The following is a 22,637-nucleotide window of genomic DNA, read 5'->3' as shown; positions in this document are numbered from 1 at the left end:
TCGGAGGGCTTTGGTATACTAGGTTGGTTCCCTCGTCCCGCATACTGAACCCTAGGAGTAGTCTACGTGTCTTTTTACATTAACCTACAGCGCTTTGCGCACAAGAAGGGTCTCGGCTCGTCTCGCAACGGGCGTGATTCTCAGAGCAAGCGCCTCGGCTTGAAGAAATTCGGCGGTCAAGCAGTCGTGCCGGGAAACATCATCCTGCGCCAGCGCGGCACAAGGTTCTTCCCCGGCCACGGCGTGGGCATGGGCAAAGACAACACGTTGTTCGCGCTGGTCGGCGGCACGGTGCTCTTCACGCGCCGCAGCAAGGATCGCCAGATCGTCGCCGTGGCGCCGGCCGCGGCCAAGGCTTGATCGCGATGGACGCACGGACCTAAAGGTCCGTGGCTACGGACATCCGCGACGAGATTGACACCAGCGATGAGAGCGAAGCCCGCACTTCAATGCGGGCTTTGTCGATTGTGACGCCGTGTTCGTAGACGAAGCGCGCATCGACGTGCGCGGCGGCAACGGTGGCAACGGCAAGGTCGCATTCCGCCGCGAGAAGTTCGTGCCGCGCGGCGGTCCCAGCGGCGGCGACGGCGGGCGCGGCGGATCCATCTCCATCGTCGCGGATCCTCAACTTTCGACGCTGCTCGAATTCCGGCACAAGCGCAAATTCCTCGCGCCAAACGGCGAGAACGGCGGCGCTGACAACTGTCACGGCAAAGACGGCGACGACATCACGGTTCCCGTGCCGATCGGCACGCTGGTCTACGAAAACGACCGACTCATCGTAGACTTGAGCGAGCCCGGCGCGCGCGCAGTCGTGGCGCGCGGCGGACGCGGCGGCCTTGGCAACCAGCACTTCGCGACGTCGGTGAATCAAACGCCGCGCTTCGCGCAGCATGGTGAACCTGGCGAAGAACTCGCGCTCGATCTTCAACTCAAACTCCTCGCCGATGCGGGCATCGTGGGTGCGCCTAACGCCGGCAAGTCGACGTTGCTCGCCAGCGTTTCAGCGGCTCGCCCGAAAATCGCCGACTATCCGTTCACCACGCTGGACCCGCAGCTGGGCGTCGTGAAGATCGACATCGACGTGAACTTCGTGCTCGTCGATCTTCCGGGCTTGATCGAGGGTGCAAGTCAGGGCGCCGGACTCGGCGACAAGTTTTTGCGGCACATCGAACGCACGCGCGTGCTGATCCATCTCATCGATGGCGCGCTCCCACCGGATGCGGCCATCGAGCAGATGTCGATGATCGAAGCAGAATTGCGCGCGTGGAATCCGGCGCTGATCGAAAAGCGGCGCATTCTCGCCGTCTCGAAACTGGATCTGCCCGACGCGAAGAAGACGCTCGACGCGGTTGCGGCACACGCCAAGCAAGAGGTGTTCGGCATCTCCGCCGCCACCGGGCACGGCGTGCGCAAACTCATGCAAGCGACATACCTGGCGATCGTCGAGGCGAGGGAGAAGGACACGGACCTAAAGGTCCGTGGCTCTGAGGACAGCGAGCCCGTGCTTCGGCCGAAGCCCGCGCCGGTACGCACCGTCAGGGTAGTCAAGGAGGCCGATGGCTTCCGCGTGATCGGCCAGCGCCTCGAACGGCTCGCCGCGATGACGGATTTTTCCTCGGACGATGCGCGCGCGTTCTTCGAGCGCGCGCTCTACCGCAGCGGCGCGCGCCGCAAACTCGAAAGACTCGGCGTCCGCACCGGCGACATGGTGCGCGTCGGTCCGGCCGAGATCACCTTTTCATGAGCCTCACCCGCACCGGCTTGCTGGGCGGCACGTTCGATCCGATCCACTTCGGACATCTGTTCATCGCCCAAGCGGTGTGCGCAAAGGCGGGCCTCGATCGCGTGCTCTTCATGCCGGTCGGCGATCCGTCGCATCGAGCCGTTCACGCGACCGCAGCCCACCGCAAGGCCATGGTGGAGCTGGCCATCGCCGGTAATCAGCACTTCGCGATCGACGACACCGCGCTCGAGCAAAAAGGCCCGGTGTATACCGCGGACACTCTGGCGCTCGTACGCCCGAAGCTGACGAATGACGAGTTGTACTTCATCGCCGGCGCTGATGCGCTCACAGCCAGCCGCTGGCGCCGCCTCGATGAGGTCGCGGCCGCGGTCGCGCGCTTTTACGTCGTGCGTCGCGAAGGCACGCTCCTTGAAGAGATGGCGAGCGTGCTCGGCGACTTGCCCGCGGATCTCTACCAGCGCTTCGAGATGCTCGACCTGCCGCTCGTCGATATCTCTTCGAGCGTGATCCGCGAGCGCGTGGCGAACGACGAACCCATCCGCTATCTCACGCCGGATGCCGTCGTCAAATATATCGAATCGAAAAGGCTCTATCGCAAGGGGAACGGGCCGGACTAAAAGTCCGGCATGCTACGCTAGTTGGCGCTCAGGGCGGGGAATGAGAACGTGCCCGTCGCAATCGGTCGCGTCGCCCTTCTCGCGCCGGCCGGGCCGGGCCAACCGAGCAGCATGATGCGGATGTTGCCTGCTGCACGGACCAAGCGGCGCAAATGCGCTGCGCCGGAAATCTTCGGATCATCGCCAAACGGCGAGTCTTGCGCTTCGAGCAATAATGTGGACCTCGGAAAGAGAAACGGAGAACTTTGGGACTTCTGTACCCATGAGTATACCGCCCCAAACTAGAGCTGCCAATTCCGAACGTCCGGTCGAGCGGCGCCGGCGCCGGCGCAGTTCCACGCTCATGCTGGGCGGCTGCGAAGCGGAGGCGCTGGCAGGCTCTTTCGGCACTCCGCTCCTGGTCATCGACGAGCCGGCGCTGCGCGACACGATGCGGCGTTTCAAGGCTGCGTTCGAACACCCGCGCTGGCTCGCGTCGCTCACCTACGCAGGCAAGGCGCTGCTGCTTCGCTCCATCGCCGCGATCGCCTACGACGAGGGGCTCATCATCGACGTCTGCTCGCGCGGCGAGCTGGAGACCGCGCTGCGTGCAGGCGTGCCCGCCGATCATTGCATCGTCCACGGCTGCTTCAAGCTCGACGCCGAGATCGACCTCGCCGTCGGCGCGGCCGTGCGCCACGTCGTGGTGGATCATATCGAAGAAATAGCAGCGCTTGATGCTGCAGCCGAACGTCGCAAAGCCGCTTGCAGCGTGCTCGTGCGGGTCAATCCCGCCATCGAGGCCGTGACCCACGAGCACGTGCAAACCGGCGCTGCGCATTCGAAGTTCGGCTTCGCGATCGCCGACGGCCAAGCTATGGAAGCGCTTGCGGCGGTGAGCGCTGCTCCGCACCTGACCCTGGGGGGTCTGCATTGCCATCTCGGTTCGCAGATCGTCGACTTGGTGGCGTACGAACACGAGGTCGCCGCGCTTACCGCACTCGCACATCAAGCGCAGCATGACCGCGGGATAAGCATCGATATCGTCGACGTCGGCGGCGGCCTTGGCGTCGACGAGGGCGATCGGCAAGGGCCGACGCCGGAGGCCTGGGCGAAAGCGCTGTTCGACTCGTTCGACCGGCATTGGGACCCGCGCGAGAAGCGCGCTGCGAAGAGCCCGCCGCACATCCTGGTCGAGCCCGGGCGCGCCATCATCGCCGCAGCCGGCACCACGCTGTATCGGGTCGGCGTTCGCAAGCGGCTTCCGGACGGCGCCGAAGCGCTCATCGTGGACGGCGGCATGTCCGACAATCCCCGGCCCGCGCTGTACGGCGCGAATTATCGCGTTTCGCTCGCCCATCGGCAAGGCGCGGAGCCAAGCGGCACCTTCACGGTCTTCGGCCGGCACTGCGAATCCGACCGCATGGTCGCACGCGTGCCGCTGCCGGAACCCAAGGCCGGCGACCTGCTTGCCGTCCACGCAAGCGGAGCGTACACTTATTCCATGGCGAGCAACTACAATCGCTTTCCACGCCCAGCGGTCGTGCTGGTCGGGGGCGGACGCGCGCGGCTCGCTGCGCGGCGAGAGCCGCTCGAGCACGTGCTCGACCTCGACGTGCATGGCGCCGAAGGAGCCACTCCATGATACGGCAGTGCATGGCCGCGCTGGTCGCGGCGTTAGCGGCGGTCGCTTGTTCCGCCGCAAGCAGCGACAAGCCGGACAACATCGCGGCCGTCGGCGACATCCATGACCGCAAGAGCGCGCAGGAAGTCGTCGTCGAAGGCACCGTGGAGTCGGTCCTGCCCAACTCCCGCACGGCCGCGGGCGATCACCAAAATTTCATCATCAACCTGAGCACCGGAGAAGGTGAGCAGCAACTCATCCTCGTCTCGCACAACATCGACATCGCCCCCACGGCGCCGCTCAAGGTCGGTGACGACGTCGTGATCAAAGGCGAGCTCGCGCTCGATCGCAAGGGACCCGTCATCCACTGGACCCACCACGATCCCAGGTTGCGCCACCAACCCGGCTTCATCCGGGTGGGCGGCGCAACATATGAGTGAACGGATCCACGCGATAGCGCTCGCCTCCGCCTCGCCGCGCCGCCTGGCGCTGCTGCAAAGCATCGGGCTTGACGTCACGGTCGTGCGATCGGCGTACGAAGAACATCGTGCAGACGCCAAACTTGAACCGGGCGAGCTCGTACAGCTCCACGCAGCGGGCAAGGCGGAACGCGCTGAGCCGGCTGGACCTGCGCTGCTCATCGCGGCCGACACGCTCGTCGCGGTCGGTGACGAGGTTCTCGGCAAACCAAAAGACGCCGTCGAAGCGCGCAGCATGCTGCGCCGCCTGTCCGGCCGGCGCCACACGGTCTACACCGGTTTCGCGGTCGTCGATCGTCTCACGGGCGGTCGGACCATCGGCATGGAATCAACCGCCGTGCAGTTCTCGCCGCTCAGCGACGGCGAGATCGAGCGCTATGTCGCCACCGGCGAGCCGCTTGACAAAGCCGGCGCGTATGGCATCCAGGGCCGCGGCGCGCTGCTGGTCACGTCCATCGCCGGCGATTTTTACACCGTGATGGGTCTGCCGCTTGCGCGCGTGGCGCGCGCGTGCGCGACCTTGGGATACGATCTGATCTAACAGACATGGCAGGCGTCTTCGAACAACTGTATGCGCGCGTCGCACCGGAGGTCAGCATCGACCTCGGCACCGCCAACACGCCCGTGCACGTGCGCGGCGTGGGCGTACGCTTCGTCGAGCCGACGGTCGTCGCCATCGACACGGATTCGGGTGAGATCATCACCGTGGGCGAGGGCGCCAAGCAGATGATGGGCAAGACACCGCGCAACATCACCGTGGTCCGGCCGATGCGCAACGGCGTCATTTCGAACTATAAGTACACCGAAGCGCTGGTGCACATGTTGCTGGATCGCGCGCTGCGCGGGCGCTCGATCATCCCGCCGCGCGTCATCATCGGCGTGCCGGGCAGCGCGACCAACGTCGAGCGCAAAGCCGTGCGCGAGGCCGCACTCGGCGCCGGCGCCGGGCGGGTCTATTTCGTGCCGCAAGGCATCGCTGCGGCCGTCGGCGCCGGGCTGCCGATCTTGCAGCCGCACGGCAGCATGATCGTGGACATCGGCGGCGGGACCACCGAAGTCGCAGTGCTCGCGTTGGGCGGCATCGTCGTGGGCCGTTCTTTGCGCTTGGGCGGCAACCGGCTCGATGAGGCGCTGATGGCGCACCTGCGCACCACGCGCAGCTTCATCGTCGGCGAGCGCACCGCGGAAGCGCTCAAGATCTCGCATGGTTATTACGGCAGGCCCGTCGGCCGGCCGCCGGTCAAGATCGTCGGCCAAGACGTGCGCCGGCTCGGGCCGGGAACGATCGAGGTGCACGAGGAAGAAGTCGGCGCCGCGATCGCCGAGCCGCTCGGCGAGATCGTCGACGCGATCCGCGGAGTGCTCGAGCAGACGCCGCCGGAACTCGTGCGCGACGTCGCGGAACGAGGTATCGCGCTCGCCGGCGGAGGCGCAGCCATCGCCGGACTCGCGCCGACGCTGCAACTCGTGCTGGGCGTGCCGGTGCGCGTGGCCGAGGATCCGATGCTGTGCGTGGCGCTGGGCGCCGCCGAGATCCTGCGCGATCCTCGTTTGTTCTCCGCATTGTTTCCGGCGCCGCAGTCGCTGATCGGCAGGTGGTGGCGATTCCTTCGTTCTGGGACGAACGCAAACTCCTCGTCTTCGTCGCGCTGATCATCGTCGCGTCGGCGCTGATGCTGCTCGAACTCGACGCGGTGCGTAGCGGACGACAGAGCATCATCGATCAAGTCGTGAGCGCCGTGTACGTACCGGTTGAGAGCGGCATCGCGCACGTGATCGGCGGCATCGCGCAACAAGCGCACGATCTCGCGAGCGCAGGCTCGCTGGCCGCGGAGAATCGAGCGCTGCAGGAAAAAGTGCGCGCGCTGGCCGGCGCCAACGAGCGGTTGCGTTCGTCTTCGGTCGAGAATCAAGAGCTGCGCAAGATGCTCGCGATGCGCCAGGCATTGCGTCGCGGGACCATTCCAGCGGACGTCGTCGGCTTCGTCCCCGAGGCGGCGCGACGAGAAGTGACGATAGACAAAGGCTCTCGCGACGGCGTCAAACGCGACGCGGTGGTCGTCGACGGCGACGGCCTCGTCGGCCACGTCACCGACGTCGGCGCTCGCGAGGCACACGTGTTGCTCCTCATCGATCCCACGAGCGCCGTGCCCGCGTATTTGGAGGACACGCGTTCGTGGGGCATCGTGACCGGCACGTGGCTGCACGCGAAGATGAAGTACATCAATCAGGACGCCAAGGTTCTTCCAAATGAGGTCGTGGTCACGGGAAAAGGCGAAGTGTATCCGGGCGGCATCCCGATCGGGCGCGTACGGGAAGTCGATCGCAAGGACAATGCGCTGTATCAAACGGCCGTGCTCGAACCGGCGGTAGACTTCTCGTCGCTCGTGCACGTGCTGGTGCTGCGCTCGCCGTGAGCGCCGACGCGATGCGCGCCCCGGGCCAACGCAGCACGACGACCAGCGGGAAGCCGCGCGCGCGCGGCGTTGATGCCGAGATCTCGGTTGCGCCGCGCTTTCCGGTTTTGCTGGGCCTGGCGGCTCTGGCGGTTCTGCTTCAAGCGACCGTATTGCACGGCTTCTCCCTGAGGGGCGCTCAGGCCAGCCCGCTGACCGTGCTCATCGTATGGACGGGGTTGCGCTGCGGCGTCACCACGGGTGGATGGCTCGGACTCTTCGGCGGCCTGCTGGAGGACGCGCTGGGCGGCGGAGGGCTTCAAGTGCTCGGCGCAACGCTCGTCGGGTATCTCGCGGGCTTGTTGAGCAATCGTTTCTTCTCCGACTCTTTGCCGGTGTTCTTGGCGGCTGTGGCCGCGGGCACCGTGGTGCGCGCGGCGGTGCAGTACGTCGTGCTGGAGGTCGCGTTCGGCGATCGCGGCCTGTTCCACAGGCTTTCGCACGAGACGCTCTACGCGATCGTGCTGAATTGCGCGATCGCTACGCTCGCGCTGTTCAGCCTCCGCCTCTTCGCCAACGTCCGTCTTCCGGCGCGGTGAGCGTGTAGATGGCCGTACTGACGCGACCTCCCGTCGGCGGTGACGATGCTGCGATCCGGCTGCGGCGGACCATCATCTTCATTCTTCTCGTAGGCGCGGCGCTCGGTGTGCTCATCTGGCGCTTGATCGATGTGCAACTCGTCCACGGGGCGCAGTACGAGCAACTCGCCGACGCCAATCAGCTGCGCACGATCCCTCTCGCCGCGCCGCGCGGTTTGATGTACGATCGCCGCGGCGTCATCATCGCGGCGAACCGCCCCTCGTTCGTCGTGCAGGTCGTGCCGATGCAGTTGCGCGACCCGCAGGGCGAGCTCGCAGAACTCGCGCAGGTCCTCGGCCAACCTCCCGCCGTGCTGATGCGCCGGTTGCTCCATCAAGAAGGCGTCGCGTACAAAGACTTCGATGCGTTGGCAGCAGCGGTGCCCTTGGGACCGGTCACGATCGCCCAGGACTTGAGCGCTGCGACCGTCGCTCGCTTCTCCGAGCGCGCTGACCGCCTGCCCGGCATCGCGGTCGAACTCGTGCCGGTGCGCAAATATCCTTTCGGCACGCTGGGTTCTCACATCATGGGTTACGTGGGGCGCATCACCAAGGACCAGTACGAGGAGCGCAAGGGTCGAGGCTATGGTTCAAACGACGTCATCGGCAAGGATGGGCTAGAAGACACGTATGACGAGTTCATGCGCGGCATCGGCGGCGGCCGACAGATCAAGGTCAACTCCGCCGGCCAGGCGGTGGCCACGCTCGGCGACAGCGACGCCGTGCCGGGCAACAGTCTGGACCTGACCGTCGACTGGAATCTCCAGCGCGCGGCCGAGCAGGCGATGGACGCGCAGATCCGCGTGATCGCGCAGCGCATCGGCCACCGCATCGCCGGTGCGGCGATCGTCGAGGACCCCAACACCGGCGCAGTGCTGGCCATGGTCAGCCAACCGAACATCAATCCCAATGACTTCGCCGTGGCCGTTTCTGAGAAGAAGTACGCCGAGTACCTCAACGACCCGCTCAAGCCGTTGTTCATCCGCGCGATCGAGGGCAAGTACCCGACCGGTTCCACCTTCAAGATGATCACGAGCTCAGCGGCTTTTGCAAGCGGCGTGCTCACGCGCGACAGCGTGCGCAACTGCCCCGGCTATTTCGATCTCGGCCTGGTCTTCAACGACGACGCGGCCGGCGGCCACGGCACGCTCAACCCGATTCAAGCGATCTCGCGTTCGTGCGACGTCTTCTTCTACAAGGTGGGATACGAACTCGGCATCGCGCGCTTGGATCGCTTTGCTTCCGCCTTCGGCATCGGGCATCGCACCGGCATCGACCTGCCGGGCGAAACGACGGGCACCCTTCCAACGCCGGCCTGGAAGAAGCGCTACTATGACGATCGCTGGTACGCGGGCGACACCGTCAACATGGCCATCGGCCAGGGCTTTGTCGAAGCCTCACCGGTCCAGATGCTCAAGGTCGGCTCGGCGATCGCCAACGGCGGCAGATTGTATGCGCCGTACTTTCTTGCCGACGTGCGCGACGCGCATGGACACGTAGCAAAGCGTTTTGGTCCGCGCTATCAGGGCCGCTTGCCCGTCTCCGAATCGGATCTGGCGATCGTGCGCGAGGGCATGCTCGGCGCGATCGAAAGTCCGTACGGCACCGCCTACAACGTGCTCATTCCCGGTTTTCACTACGCCGGCAAGACCGGCACGGTCGAAAATGTGCGCACGCCGGACAACCCCGAGGGCCGTAACCATGCGTGGTTCGTCTGCTTCGCGCCGTACGATCATCCGCGGATCGCCGTCGCCGTGTTCATGGAGAAAAGCGGCGGCTTCGGCGCGGTGAACGCCGCTCCGGTCGCGCAGGCCATCGTCGAGGCGTATTTCCATCTCAATCGCGCGGGGCCCCAGGGCAACGGCATCCGCGACTAACGACATTAGAGACATGAAGGTTCGCGTGCAAAACGGACCTAAAGGTCCGTTGATATAAGGAGTTCTCTAATGCAGACGACGCCGCGCTTCGCACTGGCCGATTCGATGAGCCGACTCGGCACGGAAAGCGCTTTCCTCGTGCTGGCGCGCGCACGCGCGCTTGAAGCGCAAGGCCGCAACGTCATACACTTGGAGATCGGCGAGCCCGATTTCGACACGCCCAGCCATATCAAGGAAGCCGGCATCGCGGCGATCCGCGCCAACCGCACGCACTACACGCCGGCCGAGGGCATCGCGGATCTGCGCGACGCGATCGCCGCGCATGTGACGAAGACGCGCGGCATCGCCGCCAAGCGCGAGAACGTGGTGGTCAGTCCGGGCGCGAAGGCGACCATCGCCGCGACCCTTATGGCGCTGCTCAACCCCGGCGACGAAGTGGTCATTCCCGATCCGGCTTATCCGGCGTACCGTTCGATCACGACGTATGTCGGCGCGAAGGCGGTCAGCGTGCCGCTGCTGGAGAGCAAAGCGTTCCGGCTCGATCTGAACGCGCTCGAGGCCGCGCTCACGCCCAAGACCAAGATCCTCGTTTTGAACTCACCGCACAACCCGACCGGGGGCATCCTCACGCGCGATGATATCGAGACGATCGCTGCGATGATCGCCAAGCGCGATATCCTGGTCATCAGCGACGAGATCTACAACCGGCACTGTTACGATGCCCCGTTCGCTTCGTACTACGGCATCGCGCAGATGCCGGAACGCACCGTCTTGGTCGACGGCTTTTCCAAGGCGTGGGCGATGACGGGCTGGCGCCTTGGCTTCGGCGTGTACCCGACATACATCGCGCAAGCGGTCGGCGCGCTCATGCTCAACACGATCTCGTGCACGGCCACGTTCGTCCAAGACGCCGGCATCGCCGCGCTGACGGGAGACGACAAACCGGTGCAGGCGATGCACGACGAGTTCTTGCGCCGGCGCCACATCCTGGTGGAAGGCCTGCGCGCGTTGCCGGGCGTGACTTGTCAGCTGCCGGGCGGCGCGTTCTACGTATTTCCGAACTTCTCCGCGATCGACCCGGACGACGTCAAACTCTCCAACTACATCTTGGACACGGGCAATGTCGCCGTGCTCGGCGGCTCGACATTCGGCCCGCACGGCAAAGGCTTCATCCGGATGTCATATGCCAACTCGGAAGCCCATTTGCGCGAAGCGCTCGAGCGCATCAAAAAAGCCCTCTCGGCCTACCGTCGGACCGCCTAGAAGCCCATCGCGGCTTTGACTTCGCCCAGCGTCGTTTGCGCGATCCCGCGCGCGCGCTTGGTGCCTTCGCGCATGACCTCTTCGATGTGCGCCGGCTTCGCCGCGAGGTCGCGCCAGCGTTCGCGTATCGGACGCAGCGCGGCGTTGAGGTGTTTGGCCATGTCGGCCTTGTTCTCCACACAGCCGAGTTGCCCGGCGCGGCAACGCGTCGCGATATCGGGCGCGTTGCCCGCGTTGTAGATCTCGTGGAAGAAGAAAACCGGACAGGTCTCGGGGTGGCCCGGATCCGTTTTGCGGATCTTGGTCGGGTCGGTGAACATCTCTTTGACTTTGGCGGTCGTCTCTTCTTCGCTGTCCGACAGCAAGATGCTGTTGTTATACGACTTGCTCATCTTGCGCCCGTCGGTGCCGGGCACGTAGGGCGTGCGCGACAGCACCGCTTCCGGCTCGATCAGGACGTCGCCGTACAAATAGTTGAAGCGCCGCACGATCTCCCGGCACAGCTCGAGATGCGGCAGTTGATCCTGACCTACGGGCACTCCCTCGCCTTTGAAGATCGCGATGTCGACCGTCTGCAGCACTGGGTAGCCCAAGAAGCCGTGGGTGGCGATCTCCGAACCGAGCGCGTTGATCTGATCTTTATAGGTGGGGACGCGCTCGAGCCACGATACGGGTGTGATCATCGACAACAGCATCGACATCTCGGCGATTTCCGGGATATGCGACTGCACGAAGATCGTGCAGCGTTCCGGGTTCAGGCCGGCGGCGAGCCAGCCGATGACCATCTCGCGCACGTCGGCGGCGATCTCGCGGCTGCGATCGAACTTCGTGGTCAACGCATGAAGGTCGGCGACTTCAAAAAAGCAGTCATTCGCGTGCGTGAGCGCGACGAAATTTTCGAGCGCGCCCAACAGGTGACCCACGTGCAGGCGACCCGACGGCCGCATGCCGGCCATGATCCGGCGCGGTTTGGTCCGAGTCTCAACGGCGACGCTCATCCGTGGGACTTACCCCGCCCGCGACATCAATTCCGCTCGCACGAATCGCCGCGCGAAGCGGACTGCGCGAACGAGAGGTTCGCCGCGCGCGAGCGCGACGGCGAGTGCCGCCGCGAGCGTGCACCCGCTGCCGTGCAGGCGCGAGCCGATGCGCCGCGAGCGGAAACGCGTTACCGAGCCCGCGTCCACCAGCACGTCCGTCACCTGAGAGCCGCGCAAGTGACCACCCTTGACGAGCACGGCTGGGCCTATCGCCGCCAGGGCATGCGCCGCGCGCTCCGCGCCGCCCGCATCGCGCACCGTCACGCCGCTGAGATGCTGCGCTTCGCTCGCGTTGGGCGTGACGATCGTGCACAGTGCCATCAATCTCTTAAGCGCCGCGACTTCAGTCGGTCCTGCAAAACGTCTTCCGGATGAGGCCGCGAGCACGGGGTCGAGGACTATCGGCGTCCGTCCGGCTTTTTTGCGCAAGAAGCGCATCACGGCTCGTATGCCGCCGGCATCGGGTAACAGGCCGACCCGAATCGCGTCGGGTTTGCGCTCCTGCCAGATCGCCCGCAGTTGCGCCGCGATAACCCTCGGCGCGACCGTCGCGACAGCGCTCACCGAGCGTGAGTTCTGAGCCGTGACGGCGGCGACCGCGAACACGCCCCGGGCGCCCAGACGTTCGAAGATGCCTAGATCCCTGCCGATGCCCGCCGCTGCCGTCGGATCCGTCGAGCCGATAGAGCAGATGGTTCTTTTGGCTGAAGCTCGCATGGCTACGACCCTAATTCGCGCTCGGATTCGGGGGTTTTCCACATTTCCACAGCTCCTGTGGAGAACATTCGTTTGGGGGTCAACCTCGAAATCGGCCCGATTCGGAACCTTTTGATCACGGGCTCGGCGTTGGGGCCGGCGTCGGGCTGGCCGCCACGAGCGGTGCGATGTTCGCGGGGGCCGTTTTTCCAGCCGCCCGGTACACCTGCTCGACGAGTTTCCTGAACGCGGCGACGGTGGCGCTTATCTGCTCTTTTGGCTGCGCCAGCAAAATCGAGTCGTACCAATGCGAGGCCTCGGCTTGCAAGAGCGGCGTGCGCGTAGCGTCGCTGCCGAGCGCCGCGTCGCCGCCCGCGGCTTTTCGCGCATCGGCGATCGCCGACCACATGGATTGCTGGTTTGAATCGCTCGTCCAGGCGGAGAGCGAGCCTTCATCGGAACTCGGCGCAAACCCGTATGCGGTGACACCCAGGTGGCGCGCGCGCATGTACTGCCCCGGCGTCACCGCGTCGACGCCGGCGCGGCTCAATGCGGCGGCAAGATGATCGACCACAGCAGCGCGATCGGCGCGCTGTGCCCATGCGCCATCAGCGTCGATCCTCAAGACGACGAGCGCAGATGCTGCTGGGCCAAGCGACTGCGCTGCTTTGCCCGCGAATATCGCCATGCGTTCGCCCATCGCGGTGGGCGGACTGTCGCTGGGCAGGGCGGAGATGGCGATGCTCTCGTCCTCGCTCCAGAAAAGCGCGGGCAAAGCGCGCGAACTCGTGGCCTGGACGGCGTACGCGTGAAATGCGGCGCTGTCCGATGCGGTCACCGCTGCGAGCGAACCGCCTGCCGGAGCTGATGCCAAGACGCGATCCGAAAACAGCGCGAAAGCAGCGCCGCGCGACACCAGCAGCGCCGCGGTTTTGTCGTCGTACGCTCCATGCGGTGAGAAAATACCTGGAGCTGCGCCTTCGGGCGATTCCTTTCGCGCCCAGCGCAACGCGTCGGTGACGAGATATTCGGCGTCGGCAAAGGCGCCGAGCTGCACGAAATTAGGGTCGAGCGACGTCCGGCCGCCGTTGTCCACCAGCACCGGCAGTATTGGTTCGCCGGCCGGATCCGCCAATATCTCCAACTGACCTTGCGCGGCTAGCGCCTTCATCACGTCGAGCGCGTCGGCGTCGGCGCTAGACAACTGCGCCACGAGCGAAGCGGCTTCGGCACGCGACATGGCGCTCTTGCGCAGCAGCTTCGAGTTCGATGGGATCGCGCCGAACGTCGCCAGCCGATTCAGCGCCGCGAGCCCGGCGAGTTCGACGAGATCGTTCGCTCGCACGTGCGGAGCGGTTTCGACGTCGAGCGCGTGCCGGACTGTTGCGGCAAGCTCCGCGTAGCGTTTGAACGCCGGACTATCGCTCAGCTGTTTGTCCGCGACGGGAAGTCGCGTCAGTATGCGCGCTAGATCAGGCGCGCGCGCGTCGGCTGCGTTCCAATGACCGGCGACCACTTCCGAGAGCGCCGTTCCCCCCGTTCGAACCATCTCGAGGGCTGACAGCGCATCTGCGTCGATGGCGAGCGCGAAGCGCGCCCGGGGATGCGCTTGCAGTGCGCGGAGGATCGGACTGAGATCGCCGGGCGCTTCGAGCGCATTTGCGGCCGCGCGAACGGACGCATCGGCGTACGGCGCCGAGCTGATATGCCAGATGACGGCCACGCTCGCCGGTTGGACGACCGCTGCCGGCGCAGCGTCGATTTGCGCCGCGAGTTGGAGCACCATTGCGAAGACGAACATGTCGTATTATCTTTAGAGAAACGGAAAGGGCCGGACGTGCCGGCCCTGCCCTCGAGTGCCCGGGAAGCGTTTACGAATAAGCCGGCGCTACGAGAAGAAGACCTTGACCGTGTTGAAGCCCGTGACGCCCTTGACCGTCGCCTTGATGAACACGGTTCCATCGCCGGGATTTAGGGAGCAGGTGGCCAGCGGCAATCGGCCATTTGAATCCGAGCAGACCGGCGGCGTTCCGATGATGCCGATCGCCTGCTGTATTTCGCCGCCGTATGGCGTGGTGCAGTCTGCTTCGAATAGGCCTATGTCCAGGATGTTGCCGCCCGGCGTCGCGGCCTTGGTCCACACCGCGCCTTGCACGGACGATACGCCGTTCCCGCTGCCCTGGGCCCCCAACGCCACGGACTGCACGACCAGGCAATGGCGGACGACGACTTGCAGCACGTCGATGCCGGAGATCGTCTGGATGATCACGCTTTGGACGAAATCCGAACCTTTGGAACCCGAGCCGATGTTCGCACCCAGACCGGTGCAAGCGGTCGAAGCCGCCACCGCAGCCACGGTGACGAACGTGAAAATCGCTCGCCGTAAACGTTGCATGTGCATCCCTCTTCTCGTGCAGAGCGCGCCGGTGTTTTCCGGGTGCGCGTTTCGAAGGCGCTGCGGGCATATCCTCCGCGGCCCGTGGAACGTCGGCCTGTCGGCTTAAGTCCTAGCTGAAGAAGACCTTGACCGTGTTGAAGCCCGTGACGCCTTTGACCGTCGCTTTGATAAACGCGGTGCCGTCGTTGACGAAAAGAGTTCTACGCCCCGCAGAGGCGCAGCCGCTGCCCGGTGGTGTACCCCCGAAGATGCCGATCGCCTGCTGTATTTCGCCGCCATACGGGTGGATGCAGTCCGCTTCGAACAGTGTGATGTTGCTGGCGCTGCCGTTCGGCGTGGAGGCTTTCGACCACGTAGCGCCTTGCACCGAGGAGACGCCATTGCCGCTGCCTTGGGCGCCTAACGCCACCGCCTGCACAACCAGGCAGTGATTGACGAGCACTTGCAGCACGTCGACGCCGGAGATCGTCTGGATGATCACGCTTTGAACGAAGTCCGAACCTTTGGAGCCGGAGCCGATGTTCGCACCCAGACCGGTGCAGGCGGTCGAAGCCGCCACTGCAGCCACGGTGACTAATGTGAGAATCACTCGTCGTAAACGTCGCATTGAGACCTCTTCCGCGCTAAGTCCTAGCTGAAGAAGACTTTGACCGTGTTGAAGCCCGTGACGCCCTTGACCGTCGCTCTTATGAACGCGGTTCCATCGTTGACGATAAGAAGCGTTTTTCGCCCCACGCTGGCGAAGGCAAACGATCCCTTAATTCCGATCGCCTGCTGAACCTCGCCGCCATATGGCGTGACGCAGTCGGCCTCGAACAACGCTATGTTGGACTGGTTTCCGGCCGGCGGGCCCGGCGGTAGGTTGTTCCACGTAGCGCCCTGCACCGAGGAAACACCGTTGCCGCTGCCTTGGGCGCCTAATGCCACCGCTTGGACCACTAGGCAGTGTCCGACGAGCACTTGCAGCACGTCGACGCCGGAGATCGTCTGGATGATCACGCTTTGCACGAAATCCGAACCTTTGGAACCCGAGCCGATGTTCGCACCCAGACCGGTGCAGCCGGTCGAGGCCGCCACTGCAGCCACGGTGACTAACGTGAAAATCGCTCGCCGTAAACGTTGCATCGAAACCTTTCCTTTACGCAGGCATCCTAAGTCGCGGCCAGCACGGGCTCGGGGCGCCTCGAAATGGCTCAACCGCCGGCTTTCGTGAAGGTGACCAGCCCTTGGGACTTTCGCTTCGCAGGGCCCCCTGGGCCTCCTCCGCCGCTGCCGGTCCCTACAACTTCGGCAGCGTGAAGGGACCGACCGGCACGGAGAACGTTTGGGCGCCCCCGTCTTCGATCGCCGGCCCGACCGCCAGGCTGTAGGACTGTGTTTCGTCCTTCTTTTCCGTGATGACGAAGGTGATGTATCCGACCGATTGATGCAGCGGGTAGATGCGTGGACCCTTGAAGAACTCGACGTCGTTCAGGGGGAACACCGCTTCCTTGAACGCCGCGAACGTGTGACCGGCGCCGTCCGTGAGCGTGCTCTTCAGCATCGGGAGGATCTGCACGGGCACTTTGCCGACGTTGCGGATCGTGCAATCCACAACGATGCGCTTGTCGAAGAATTCGACGCGGGTGATGACCACCTCCACGCCGTGATTCGTGCCGTTCGCGTTCGGCGCGTACGCCTTCCAAGGCTGATAGAGTTGTTTCACGCCCCAGCCGGACTGCTGGCGAATCGCGAACACCGGCTCCTTCACCGTTGCCGGAATCGTCTTGCCGGTGCCGACGTCGAGCAGCGTCACGTTTTGCTTCACCTGGACTTCGACCACGTCTGGATGCGCGATCGCGCGGCCAAGCGAGTACTTCAGGATCGTATAGTGCGTCGCGAGGGCGTTTGAGGCGAAGTTCGATCGGTTTTCGAAGTAGCGCTGTTGGCTGCCGGCGAGCAACCCGTACGCTGTTTGCCAATCGCGGGCCGATAGCGCGCGCATGTACCGATCCACGACCGCGATCGCCGCCGGATTCGGCGACGGTTGCGCTGCATCGGCGGCGGGTCCTAGGCCAGAGGCGAGCGCTGCTGCGAGCGACGCCACTGCCGATGCAAGACGCGAAACGTGACGGGTCATGAAGCCTCCGGGCAGATGCGATCGACGATGCGCTGAAGCTCTTCGTCGTCGGCGTAGTGGATTTCGAGGCTGCCGCCGCGTGGGCCCCGGCGCAGCGAGACGCGCGTGGCGAGCGCGAAGCGCAGGCGATCTTCTATCTCCATGAGATCGGGCGGCAGAGGTGACCGCGCCGCGCTTTTCTTCGGCGATGGGTGTTTGCCGCTTTGCGCCCCAGCGGCCCGCTCGATGTCGCGCACGTTCCAACCGCGAGCGACCGCGGTGCGGGCGAGTTTTTCCGCCTTTGGTCCGGGGAGCGATGCCAGCGCGCGCGCATGTCCGGCTGAGAGCTTGCCGTCGCGCACCATCGCTTGCACCGAATCAGGTAAATTCAGGAGCCGCAGCGCGTTGGCGATCCCCGGGCGGCTCTTGCCGAGCCGCTGCGCGAGACTGTCCTGCGTGAACCCGTGCTCTCCCATGAGCTGGCGGTAACCCGCGGCTTCTTCGATCGCGTTGAGGTCCGCGCGCTGCACGTTCTCGAGCAGCGCGAGCTCGATGGCCTGACCGTCGCGCGCGTCGCGCACGAACGCGTTGATGGTACGGAGGCCTGCCAGGCGAGCCGCGCGCCAGCGGCGTTCGCCGATGACGATCTGGTAGTGCGCGGCGCCATCGGCTTTCGGACGGACGATGATCGGCGCGAGCAAGCCGTTGGCGCGGATGGATTGCGCGAGGGCTTCGAGCGCGGCGGCGTCAAAGCCGCGGCGCGGCTGCGCGGGGTTCGGCGCGATATCTTTCACGTCGATGCTGATCACCGCATCGCTCGGGCTTTGTGCTACCCCCGCACGCGCGCCGGGGAAGAGCGCCCCCAACCCTCGGCCTAGACCGCGCTGTTTGCTCATCGCGACATCACCTCTTTTGCGAGCGCGGCGTACGCGGCCGCGCCTTTGCTTTTCGGATCGAACGCGGCGATCGGCGTGCCATATGACGGCGCCTCCGAAAGCCGCACGCTCCTTGGGATCCTGGTCTTGAAAGCGACGCCTGGGAAGTAGCGCTCCACTTCTTTGACGACCTGCATCGCAAGATTGGTCCGTCCGTCGAACATCGTGACGAGGACTCCGAGAATGCGCAGGCGCGGATTCAGTTGCGAGCGCACCAGCTCGATCACGCGCGTCAGTTGCCCCAGTCCTTCGAGCGCGAGATATTCCGCTTGCAGCGGCACGATCAGCGAATCGGCCGCCGTCAGTGCGTTGATGGTCAGCAATCCCAGCGACGGCGGGCAATCCACCAAGATGTAATCGTACGACGAGCGATGAGGTTCGAGCGCGGCGCGCAAGCGATGTTCGCGCGAGAATTCCGCGACCAGTTCGAGCTCCGCGCCGGCAAGATTCAATGTCGCCGGCACGACGCGCAGTCGCGCGGTCTTTGTCTCGTGCGAAACGTCTTCGAGCCCGGCGGATTTCAATAGCACGTCGTAAATGCAGCGCGTGATTTCGGACTTCTCCAGCCCGACTGCGGTGGTGGAATTACCCTGCGGGTCGACGTCGACCAGCAGCACCGACTGGCCCCGAGCGGCCAGCGCGGCGGCCAAATTCACAGCGGTGGTGGTCTTGCCGACCCCGCCCTTCTGGTTGGCCACGGCGATGATGCGGCCGCGCCGGCCATTTCGTGTCCCGATATGCGAACCGCGCACGGGCCGCTGTCCCTTTATGCGGGCCACTATGAGCCTTGTTCCTTCACCTTTGCGCTCGAAAAATATCGGCCTACCAAGTCCAGCAGCGCCTGCCTTACATTGAGATCGGGGTTTTCTAGCACTTCTTCGAGGCAGCAGCGCAACGCGCCGCCTACGCGTTTATCACCGGCAAAGCCTGCGTCGACAAGGCCGCGCTCGCGCATAAGGGACTTGACGTCCTCGCCATCGATCGCGAGATCGGCCACCGAAAAGACGTGCGGCGCTTCAATGGCCGCCTTCACCCGCTGCTCGAAGCGCTCGTTTTGCTCGCGGTCGCGGGTTGGGAGCCCGGTCGCCGCGACGTCCGCTCGGCGCAACGCGAACAGGCTCGCGACGCGGTCCGGACCCACCCGGCGGATGAAGCGGCGCACGGCGGCGTCGGTCATCGCGTCGATCGAGCTGTACATGTGGTTCTTGATGAGGTGAGCCACGCGCTCGACCGTGTCCCCCGGGAAGCGCAGCCGCTCGAGGGCGCTGCGCGCCATCGCCTCGCCGACGAACTCGTGGCGGTAGAAATGTGGGCCTTCTTTGGTCCGCGGCTTACCGATGTCGTGCAACAGCGCGGCAAGGCGCAATTCGAGGTCCGCCGCCGCCGCATCGCAGGAGCGCAGGCTGTGCTCGTACACGCTATACGCATGGTACTCGTTTTGCTCGACCTGCCAGCCTTCGAGCAGCTCGGGCAGGACGTGCTCCAGTGCGCCCGTCTCCCGGAGCAGTTCGAAGCCGACGCTGGGCCGATCGGCGAGCTCCAGCAGTTTTCTGAGCTCTTCAGCCATCCGCTCGGCCGCTACGCTCGGCAGCAGCCCGGCCGCGCCGCGCATCCCGGCAAGCGCGTTCGGCGTGGCTGTCAGCTCGAAGCGAGCGGCGAATTGGGCGCCGCGCAAGATGCGCAGCGGATCCTCTTCGAATACGCGCTCGCTCAACACGTCCAGGCGCCGCGCCTCGATGTCCGAGCGCCCGCGGTAGGGGTCGATGATGGCGCCGGTGCGCACGTCCCGGGCGAGCATGTTGATCCGGAAGTCGCGCCGCCCGAGGTCCTCCGCCAGCGGTATGTCGGGGGAGAATTCAATAGCGAAGTCCCGGTGGTGCGGGCCGGTGGAACGCTCGCGGCGTGGCAGCGCGATGTCTGCGGTCGTCCCGTCATGGGTGAACTTGATGACCCCGAAGGACGCGCCGACCATGTCTGCGCGCCCAACCGCGCGTAGGCGCGCCAGTATCTCGTCCAGGGGCATGCCGGTCACAAGGTAGTCGAGATTGCTGGGTTGTTTCGACATGATCGCATCACGAACGCTGCCCCCAACGGCGAAAACCCCGGCTCCGGAGAGCGTGGCGGCCAGTTGCCGGTCGAATTTGACGGTCTCGTTTTTCACGTGAAACACGCCAGGCTGGTGAGGGCTCGCTTGCCCGGGCTACTCCGTCGCGGAAACTCCGGCGGCGTATGCCCCTTCTTGAGAATGATCCACACATGCCGCACGGCGTCTAGGTACGGAACCTGCACCAGGCGCGCCTCTTCGAGCCGGCCGCCGAGCAACTCGATAATCGCCATTTCGCCGGGCTCCGGCCGGGACTGCCTGCCCAGATACACCACCAACCGCCCGCCGCGGCTCAAGAAAGGCAAGCCGAGCTCGAGCGCCCTTGGGGGCTTGGCGACCGCCCGCATCAGCACGGCCCCCGCCCGCTCGCGCCAGGCGCCTCGTCCGGCGGTTTCCGCCGTGACCGGTTGGACCGTGACGTTGCTAAGTTTGAGCGCCGCGACTGCCGTGCGCAAGAAGTCCGCCCGCTTGGCGCGCGGCTCCAGCAGCACGAAACGCAGGTGCGGGTAGGCGAGGGCGGCGACGAGGCCGGGAAGCCCGGCCCCGCTGCCCACGTCGAGCACGGGCTCCCGCAGGCGGAGGCCGCGCAGCGGCGCGAGGCTGTCCAGAATGTGGGCGCGCACCAGCACGTCTGCATCGGCGGCGCCTACCAGGTTCGTTTTTCGATTCGCTTCCAGCAGCAGGCTGCCGAATCGTAGCAGCCCTTCAGCAAGGCCGCTGGGCTCGGCGAAGCCGAGCTGTTCCAGACCCGCGATCAGGACTTGCTCGGATGCCTCCAACTCAAGGCGCAGCGGGTGCCGCGAGGCGGCCTGCTTCGGCGTGGCGGTGCAAGAACACCGACAGAACGGCGATATCCGCCGGCGTGACGCCGGGAATGCGCCCGGCCCGGCCAAGCGTCTCCGGGCGTAACCCGGCGAGTTTCTCGCGCGCCTCGCGCGACAAACCGCGGCAGCCGGCGTAGTCGAAATCGCACGGAATCCTGACGTGCTCGGCCTTTGCGATGCGCTCGATCGCGGCGCTCTGGCGCCGTATGTAGCCCTCGTAGCGAAGCTCAATCGCCACCCGATCGCCAAGCTCCGGATCTATACCTTCGCTGCCTCCGATCTCCGCGTAATCCACGTGCGGGCGTCTGAGCAGGCCGGCCAGCGTCGTTCCCGCGCTTGCACCGACAGCGAGCGCGAGCGCGGGTGCGGCCTTCGTGGACTCGAGCCGTTCGCGCTCCCCGCGAATGCTCTTCATGCGGCCTTCGAAGGCCTTCCACGCCTCGTCGTCGATGAGGCCAACGCTTCTACCGACGGGCGTCAGCCGTTCGTCGGCATTATCGTGGCGCAGCAGCAAGCGGTGCTCGGCGCGCGATGAGAGCATGCGATAGGGCTCGGGCGCGCCTTTGGTGATCAGGTCGTCGATCAGCGTCCCCACATACGAAGTCGTCCGGGAGAACGTGACCGGCTCGCGACCAAGCGCCCGAAGGGCCGCGTTGACGCCTGCCACAAGCCCCTGCGCGGCGGCCTCTTCGTAGCCTGAGGTTCCGTTGACCTGGCCCGCGTGGTAAAGCCCGCAAACCCGCTTGGTTTCAAGGCTTGGGCCAAGCTCGGTGGGCGGCACGAAATCGTATTCCACCGCGTAGCCCGCTTTCAGCATCTCCGCGCACTCGAGTCCCGGCAGGCTGTGCAGCATCGCAAGCTGCACCTCTTCCGGCAGCGACGTCGAGAAACCGCCGATGTAGGTGGACTCGGTCTCCCAGCCCTCCGGCTCGAGGAAGATCTGATGGCTGGGATTGTGCGCGAACTTCATGACCTTGTCTTCGATAGAAGGACAATAGCGGGGTCCGATGCCTTCGATGAGACCCAGGCCATACATCGGCGAACGGTGCAAGTTGGCGCGGATCAACTCGTGCGTGGCGGCATTGGTCTGGGTGATGTGGCAGGAAAGCTGCGGGCCGGGGAACGCAGGCTCGCTGCGGTAGGAGAACATCAACGGCACGGGGCTCGGCGGCTGCTCCTCCGTCTTGGAGAAGTCGATCGACCCCTTTCGCACCCGCGGCGGCGTGCCGGTCTTCAGCCGGCCGGTCGGGAAACCTAGCCGCCGCAGCGCCGCCGACAGCCCGATGCTCGGCGCCTCACCCACGCGCCCGCCGGCGCTCTTCTTCTCCCCCGCGAACATCGTGCCGGCCATGAATGTGCCGGCCGACAGCACCACCTGCTGAGTGCGGATGCGCGAGCCGTCGGCCAACACGACGCCCGCGACCGCATCGCGTTCGATGATGAGGTCCACGACAAAGGCTTCCAGCACGGCGAGGTTTGCTTGCTCGCGCAGCGCGCGCTGCATAGTCTTGGCGTATGCCGCCTTGTCGGCTTGCGCCCGGAGCGCCCGAACCGCAGGCCCCTTGCTCTCGTTGAGCCAGCGCACGTGGAGGAACGTCTGGTCTATGCAGCGCCCCATCTCGCCGCCCAGCGCATCGACCTCTCGAGCCAGCTGACCCTTCGCCGGCCCACCGATCGACGGGTTGCAGGGCATCAATCCGACCGTGTCCAGTCTTCCCGTAACCACCAGCGTGGACACGCCCATGCGCGCTGCCGCGAGCGCTGCTTCGCAGCCGGCGTGTCCGCCTCCGATCACAATCACGCCGAAATCGCGCTTCATGCCGCCCCACTTGGCCGCAGGCGTTCAAAAACTCTTGCGCGTTAACTCGTTAGGCGCTTAATCATGGACTATATAAAGCATCGTGCGAGCATTTTCTCACTTC

24 protein-coding genes are annotated in these 22,637 nt (G+C 65.3%); 11 read left to right on the top strand and 13 right to left on the bottom strand.

Annotated elements, in window-relative coordinates; genetic code table 11:
* Positions 1-78: 78 nt before the first annotated feature.
* The 3 genes from rpmA to nadD all read left to right on the top strand — a co-directional run bounded on the left by rpmA (position 79) and on the right by nadD (position 2,364).
* Entirely contained in the window at positions 79-360 is a 282-nt protein-coding gene (gene rpmA / locus VN934_01095) for a 50S ribosomal protein L27 (protein HXM17389.1), read from the top strand.
* A 115-nt stretch (positions 361-475) separates the two neighbouring features.
* Positions 476-1,747, top strand: a complete 1,272-nt coding sequence (gene obgE / locus VN934_01090; protein ID HXM17388.1) for a GTPase ObgE — start codon at positions 476-478, stop codon at positions 1,745-1,747.
* Positions 1,744-2,364: a nicotinate-nucleotide adenylyltransferase gene (gene nadD / locus VN934_01085; protein HXM17387.1), complete on the top strand. Its 621-nt coding sequence runs from the start codon at positions 1,744-1,746 to the stop codon at positions 2,362-2,364. Before obgE ends, nadD begins: the two co-directional genes overlap by 4 nt.
* Positions 2,365-2,381: 17 nt before the next feature.
* Here nadD and VN934_01080 read toward each other — a convergent pair whose 3' ends face one another.
* Positions 2,382-2,576 (bottom strand): hypothetical protein, encoded by a 195-nt coding sequence (locus VN934_01080; GenBank protein ID HXM17386.1) that lies wholly within the window; start codon positions 2,574-2,576, stop codon positions 2,382-2,384.
* A gap of 50 nt (positions 2,577-2,626) precedes the next feature.
* Here VN934_01080 and lysA point away from each other — a divergent pair, with 50 nt between their 5' ends.
* The 8 genes from lysA to VN934_01040 all read left to right on the top strand — a co-directional run bounded on the left by lysA (position 2,627) and on the right by VN934_01040 (position 10,620).
* Entirely contained in the window at positions 2,627-3,988 is a 1,362-nt protein-coding gene (lysA, locus tag VN934_01075; GenBank protein HXM17385.1) for a diaminopimelate decarboxylase, read from the top strand.
* Positions 3,985-4,407, top strand: a complete 423-nt coding sequence (locus VN934_01070; GenBank protein HXM17384.1) for a DUF3465 domain-containing protein — start codon at positions 3,985-3,987, stop codon at positions 4,405-4,407. Before lysA ends, VN934_01070 begins: the two co-directional genes overlap by 4 nt.
* Complete coding sequence (locus VN934_01065) at positions 4,400-4,987, top strand: Maf family protein (GenBank protein ID HXM17383.1); 588 nt, start codon at positions 4,400-4,402, stop codon at positions 4,985-4,987. The genes VN934_01070 and VN934_01065 overlap by 8 nt, the downstream gene beginning before the upstream one ends.
* A 5-nt stretch (positions 4,988-4,992) precedes the next feature.
* Positions 4,993-6,099 carry a rod shape-determining protein gene (locus VN934_01060; protein HXM17382.1) on the top strand — a complete coding sequence of 369 codons (1,107 nt, stop codon included), beginning with the start codon at positions 4,993-4,995 and terminating at the stop codon, positions 6,097-6,099.
* Positions 6,045-6,863 (top strand): rod shape-determining protein MreC, encoded by an 819-nt coding sequence (gene mreC / locus VN934_01055; protein ID HXM17381.1) that lies wholly within the window; start codon positions 6,045-6,047, stop codon positions 6,861-6,863. Before VN934_01060 ends, mreC begins: the two co-directional genes overlap by 55 nt.
* Positions 6,860-7,441, top strand: a complete 582-nt coding sequence (gene mreD, locus VN934_01050; GenBank protein HXM17380.1) for a rod shape-determining protein MreD — start codon at positions 6,860-6,862, stop codon at positions 7,439-7,441. The genes mreC and mreD overlap by 4 nt, the downstream gene beginning before the upstream one ends.
* A gap of 8 nt (positions 7,442-7,449) precedes the next feature.
* A complete protein-coding gene (gene mrdA / locus VN934_01045; protein ID HXM17379.1) occupies positions 7,450-9,357 on the top strand; it encodes a penicillin-binding protein 2 in 1,908 nt (635 codons plus the stop codon).
* A 69-nt stretch (positions 9,358-9,426) separates the two neighbouring features.
* Positions 9,427-10,620 carry a pyridoxal phosphate-dependent aminotransferase gene (locus VN934_01040; protein HXM17378.1) on the top strand — a complete coding sequence of 398 codons (1,194 nt, stop codon included), beginning with the start codon at positions 9,427-9,429 and terminating at the stop codon, positions 10,618-10,620.
* On the opposite strand, the gene trpS is transcribed toward VN934_01040, so the two are convergent.
* The 12 genes from trpS to mnmG form a co-directional block, all read right to left on the bottom strand.
* Positions 10,617-11,618 carry a tryptophan--tRNA ligase gene (gene trpS / locus VN934_01035; GenBank protein ID HXM17377.1) on the bottom strand — a complete coding sequence of 334 codons (1,002 nt, stop codon included), beginning with the start codon at positions 11,616-11,618 and terminating at the stop codon, positions 10,617-10,619. The two genes, VN934_01040 and trpS, sit on opposite strands and share 4 nt — an antisense overlap.
* 9 nt (positions 11,619-11,627) lie before the next feature.
* Positions 11,628-12,377 (bottom strand): hydroxymethylpyrimidine/phosphomethylpyrimidine kinase, encoded by a 750-nt coding sequence (locus tag VN934_01030; protein HXM17376.1) that lies wholly within the window; start codon positions 12,375-12,377, stop codon positions 11,628-11,630.
* Positions 12,378-12,492: 115 nt separating this feature from the next.
* Entirely contained in the window at positions 12,493-14,157 is a 1,665-nt protein-coding gene (locus tag VN934_01025) for a hypothetical protein (protein ID HXM17375.1), read from the bottom strand.
* 87 nt (positions 14,158-14,244) lie between these two features.
* Positions 14,245-14,751 (bottom strand): hypothetical protein, encoded by a 507-nt coding sequence (locus tag VN934_01020; GenBank protein ID HXM17374.1) that lies wholly within the window; start codon positions 14,749-14,751, stop codon positions 14,245-14,247.
* A gap of 112 nt (positions 14,752-14,863) precedes the next feature.
* A complete protein-coding gene (locus VN934_01015) occupies positions 14,864-15,343 on the bottom strand; it encodes a hypothetical protein (GenBank protein HXM17373.1) in 480 nt (159 codons plus the stop codon).
* A gap of 41 nt (positions 15,344-15,384) precedes the next feature.
* The gene (locus VN934_01010) at positions 15,385-15,879 is read right to left on the bottom strand and encodes a hypothetical protein (GenBank protein HXM17372.1); all 495 of its coding nucleotides are present in this window, start codon (positions 15,877-15,879) and stop codon (positions 15,385-15,387) included.
* Positions 15,880-16,033: 154 nt separating this feature from the next.
* The gene (locus VN934_01005) at positions 16,034-16,873 is read right to left on the bottom strand and encodes a hypothetical protein (protein HXM17371.1); all 840 of its coding nucleotides are present in this window, start codon (positions 16,871-16,873) and stop codon (positions 16,034-16,036) included.
* Entirely contained in the window at positions 16,870-17,748 is an 879-nt protein-coding gene (locus VN934_01000) for a ParB/RepB/Spo0J family partition protein (protein ID HXM17370.1), read from the bottom strand. Before VN934_01000 ends, VN934_01005 begins: the two co-directional genes overlap by 4 nt.
* The gene (locus tag VN934_00995; protein HXM17369.1) at positions 17,745-18,566 is read right to left on the bottom strand and encodes an AAA family ATPase; all 822 of its coding nucleotides are present in this window, start codon (positions 18,564-18,566) and stop codon (positions 17,745-17,747) included. The genes VN934_01000 and VN934_00995 overlap by 4 nt, the downstream gene beginning before the upstream one ends.
* Positions 18,566-19,948, bottom strand: a complete 1,383-nt coding sequence (locus tag VN934_00990; protein HXM17368.1) for an HD domain-containing protein — start codon at positions 19,946-19,948, stop codon at positions 18,566-18,568. The genes VN934_00995 and VN934_00990 overlap by 1 nt, the downstream gene beginning before the upstream one ends.
* Positions 19,945-20,670: a 16S rRNA (guanine(527)-N(7))-methyltransferase RsmG gene (rsmG, locus tag VN934_00985; protein ID HXM17367.1), complete on the bottom strand. Its 726-nt coding sequence runs from the start codon at positions 20,668-20,670 to the stop codon at positions 19,945-19,947. Before rsmG ends, VN934_00990 begins: the two co-directional genes overlap by 4 nt.
* 1 nt (position 20,671) lies before the next feature.
* Positions 20,672-22,534: a tRNA uridine-5-carboxymethylaminomethyl(34) synthesis enzyme MnmG gene (mnmG, locus tag VN934_00980; GenBank protein HXM17366.1), complete on the bottom strand. Its 1,863-nt coding sequence runs from the start codon at positions 22,532-22,534 to the stop codon at positions 20,672-20,674.
* Positions 22,535-22,637: the final 103 nt, after the last annotated feature.

The organism is Candidatus Tumulicola sp. (assembly GCA_035601835.1).
Classification (GTDB): domain Bacteria; phylum Vulcanimicrobiota; class Vulcanimicrobiia; order Eremiobacterales; family Eremiobacteraceae; genus DATNNM01.
Note: the sequence above shows the minus strand (reverse complement) of the source record. Positions and strands in the feature narration are given on the sequence as shown.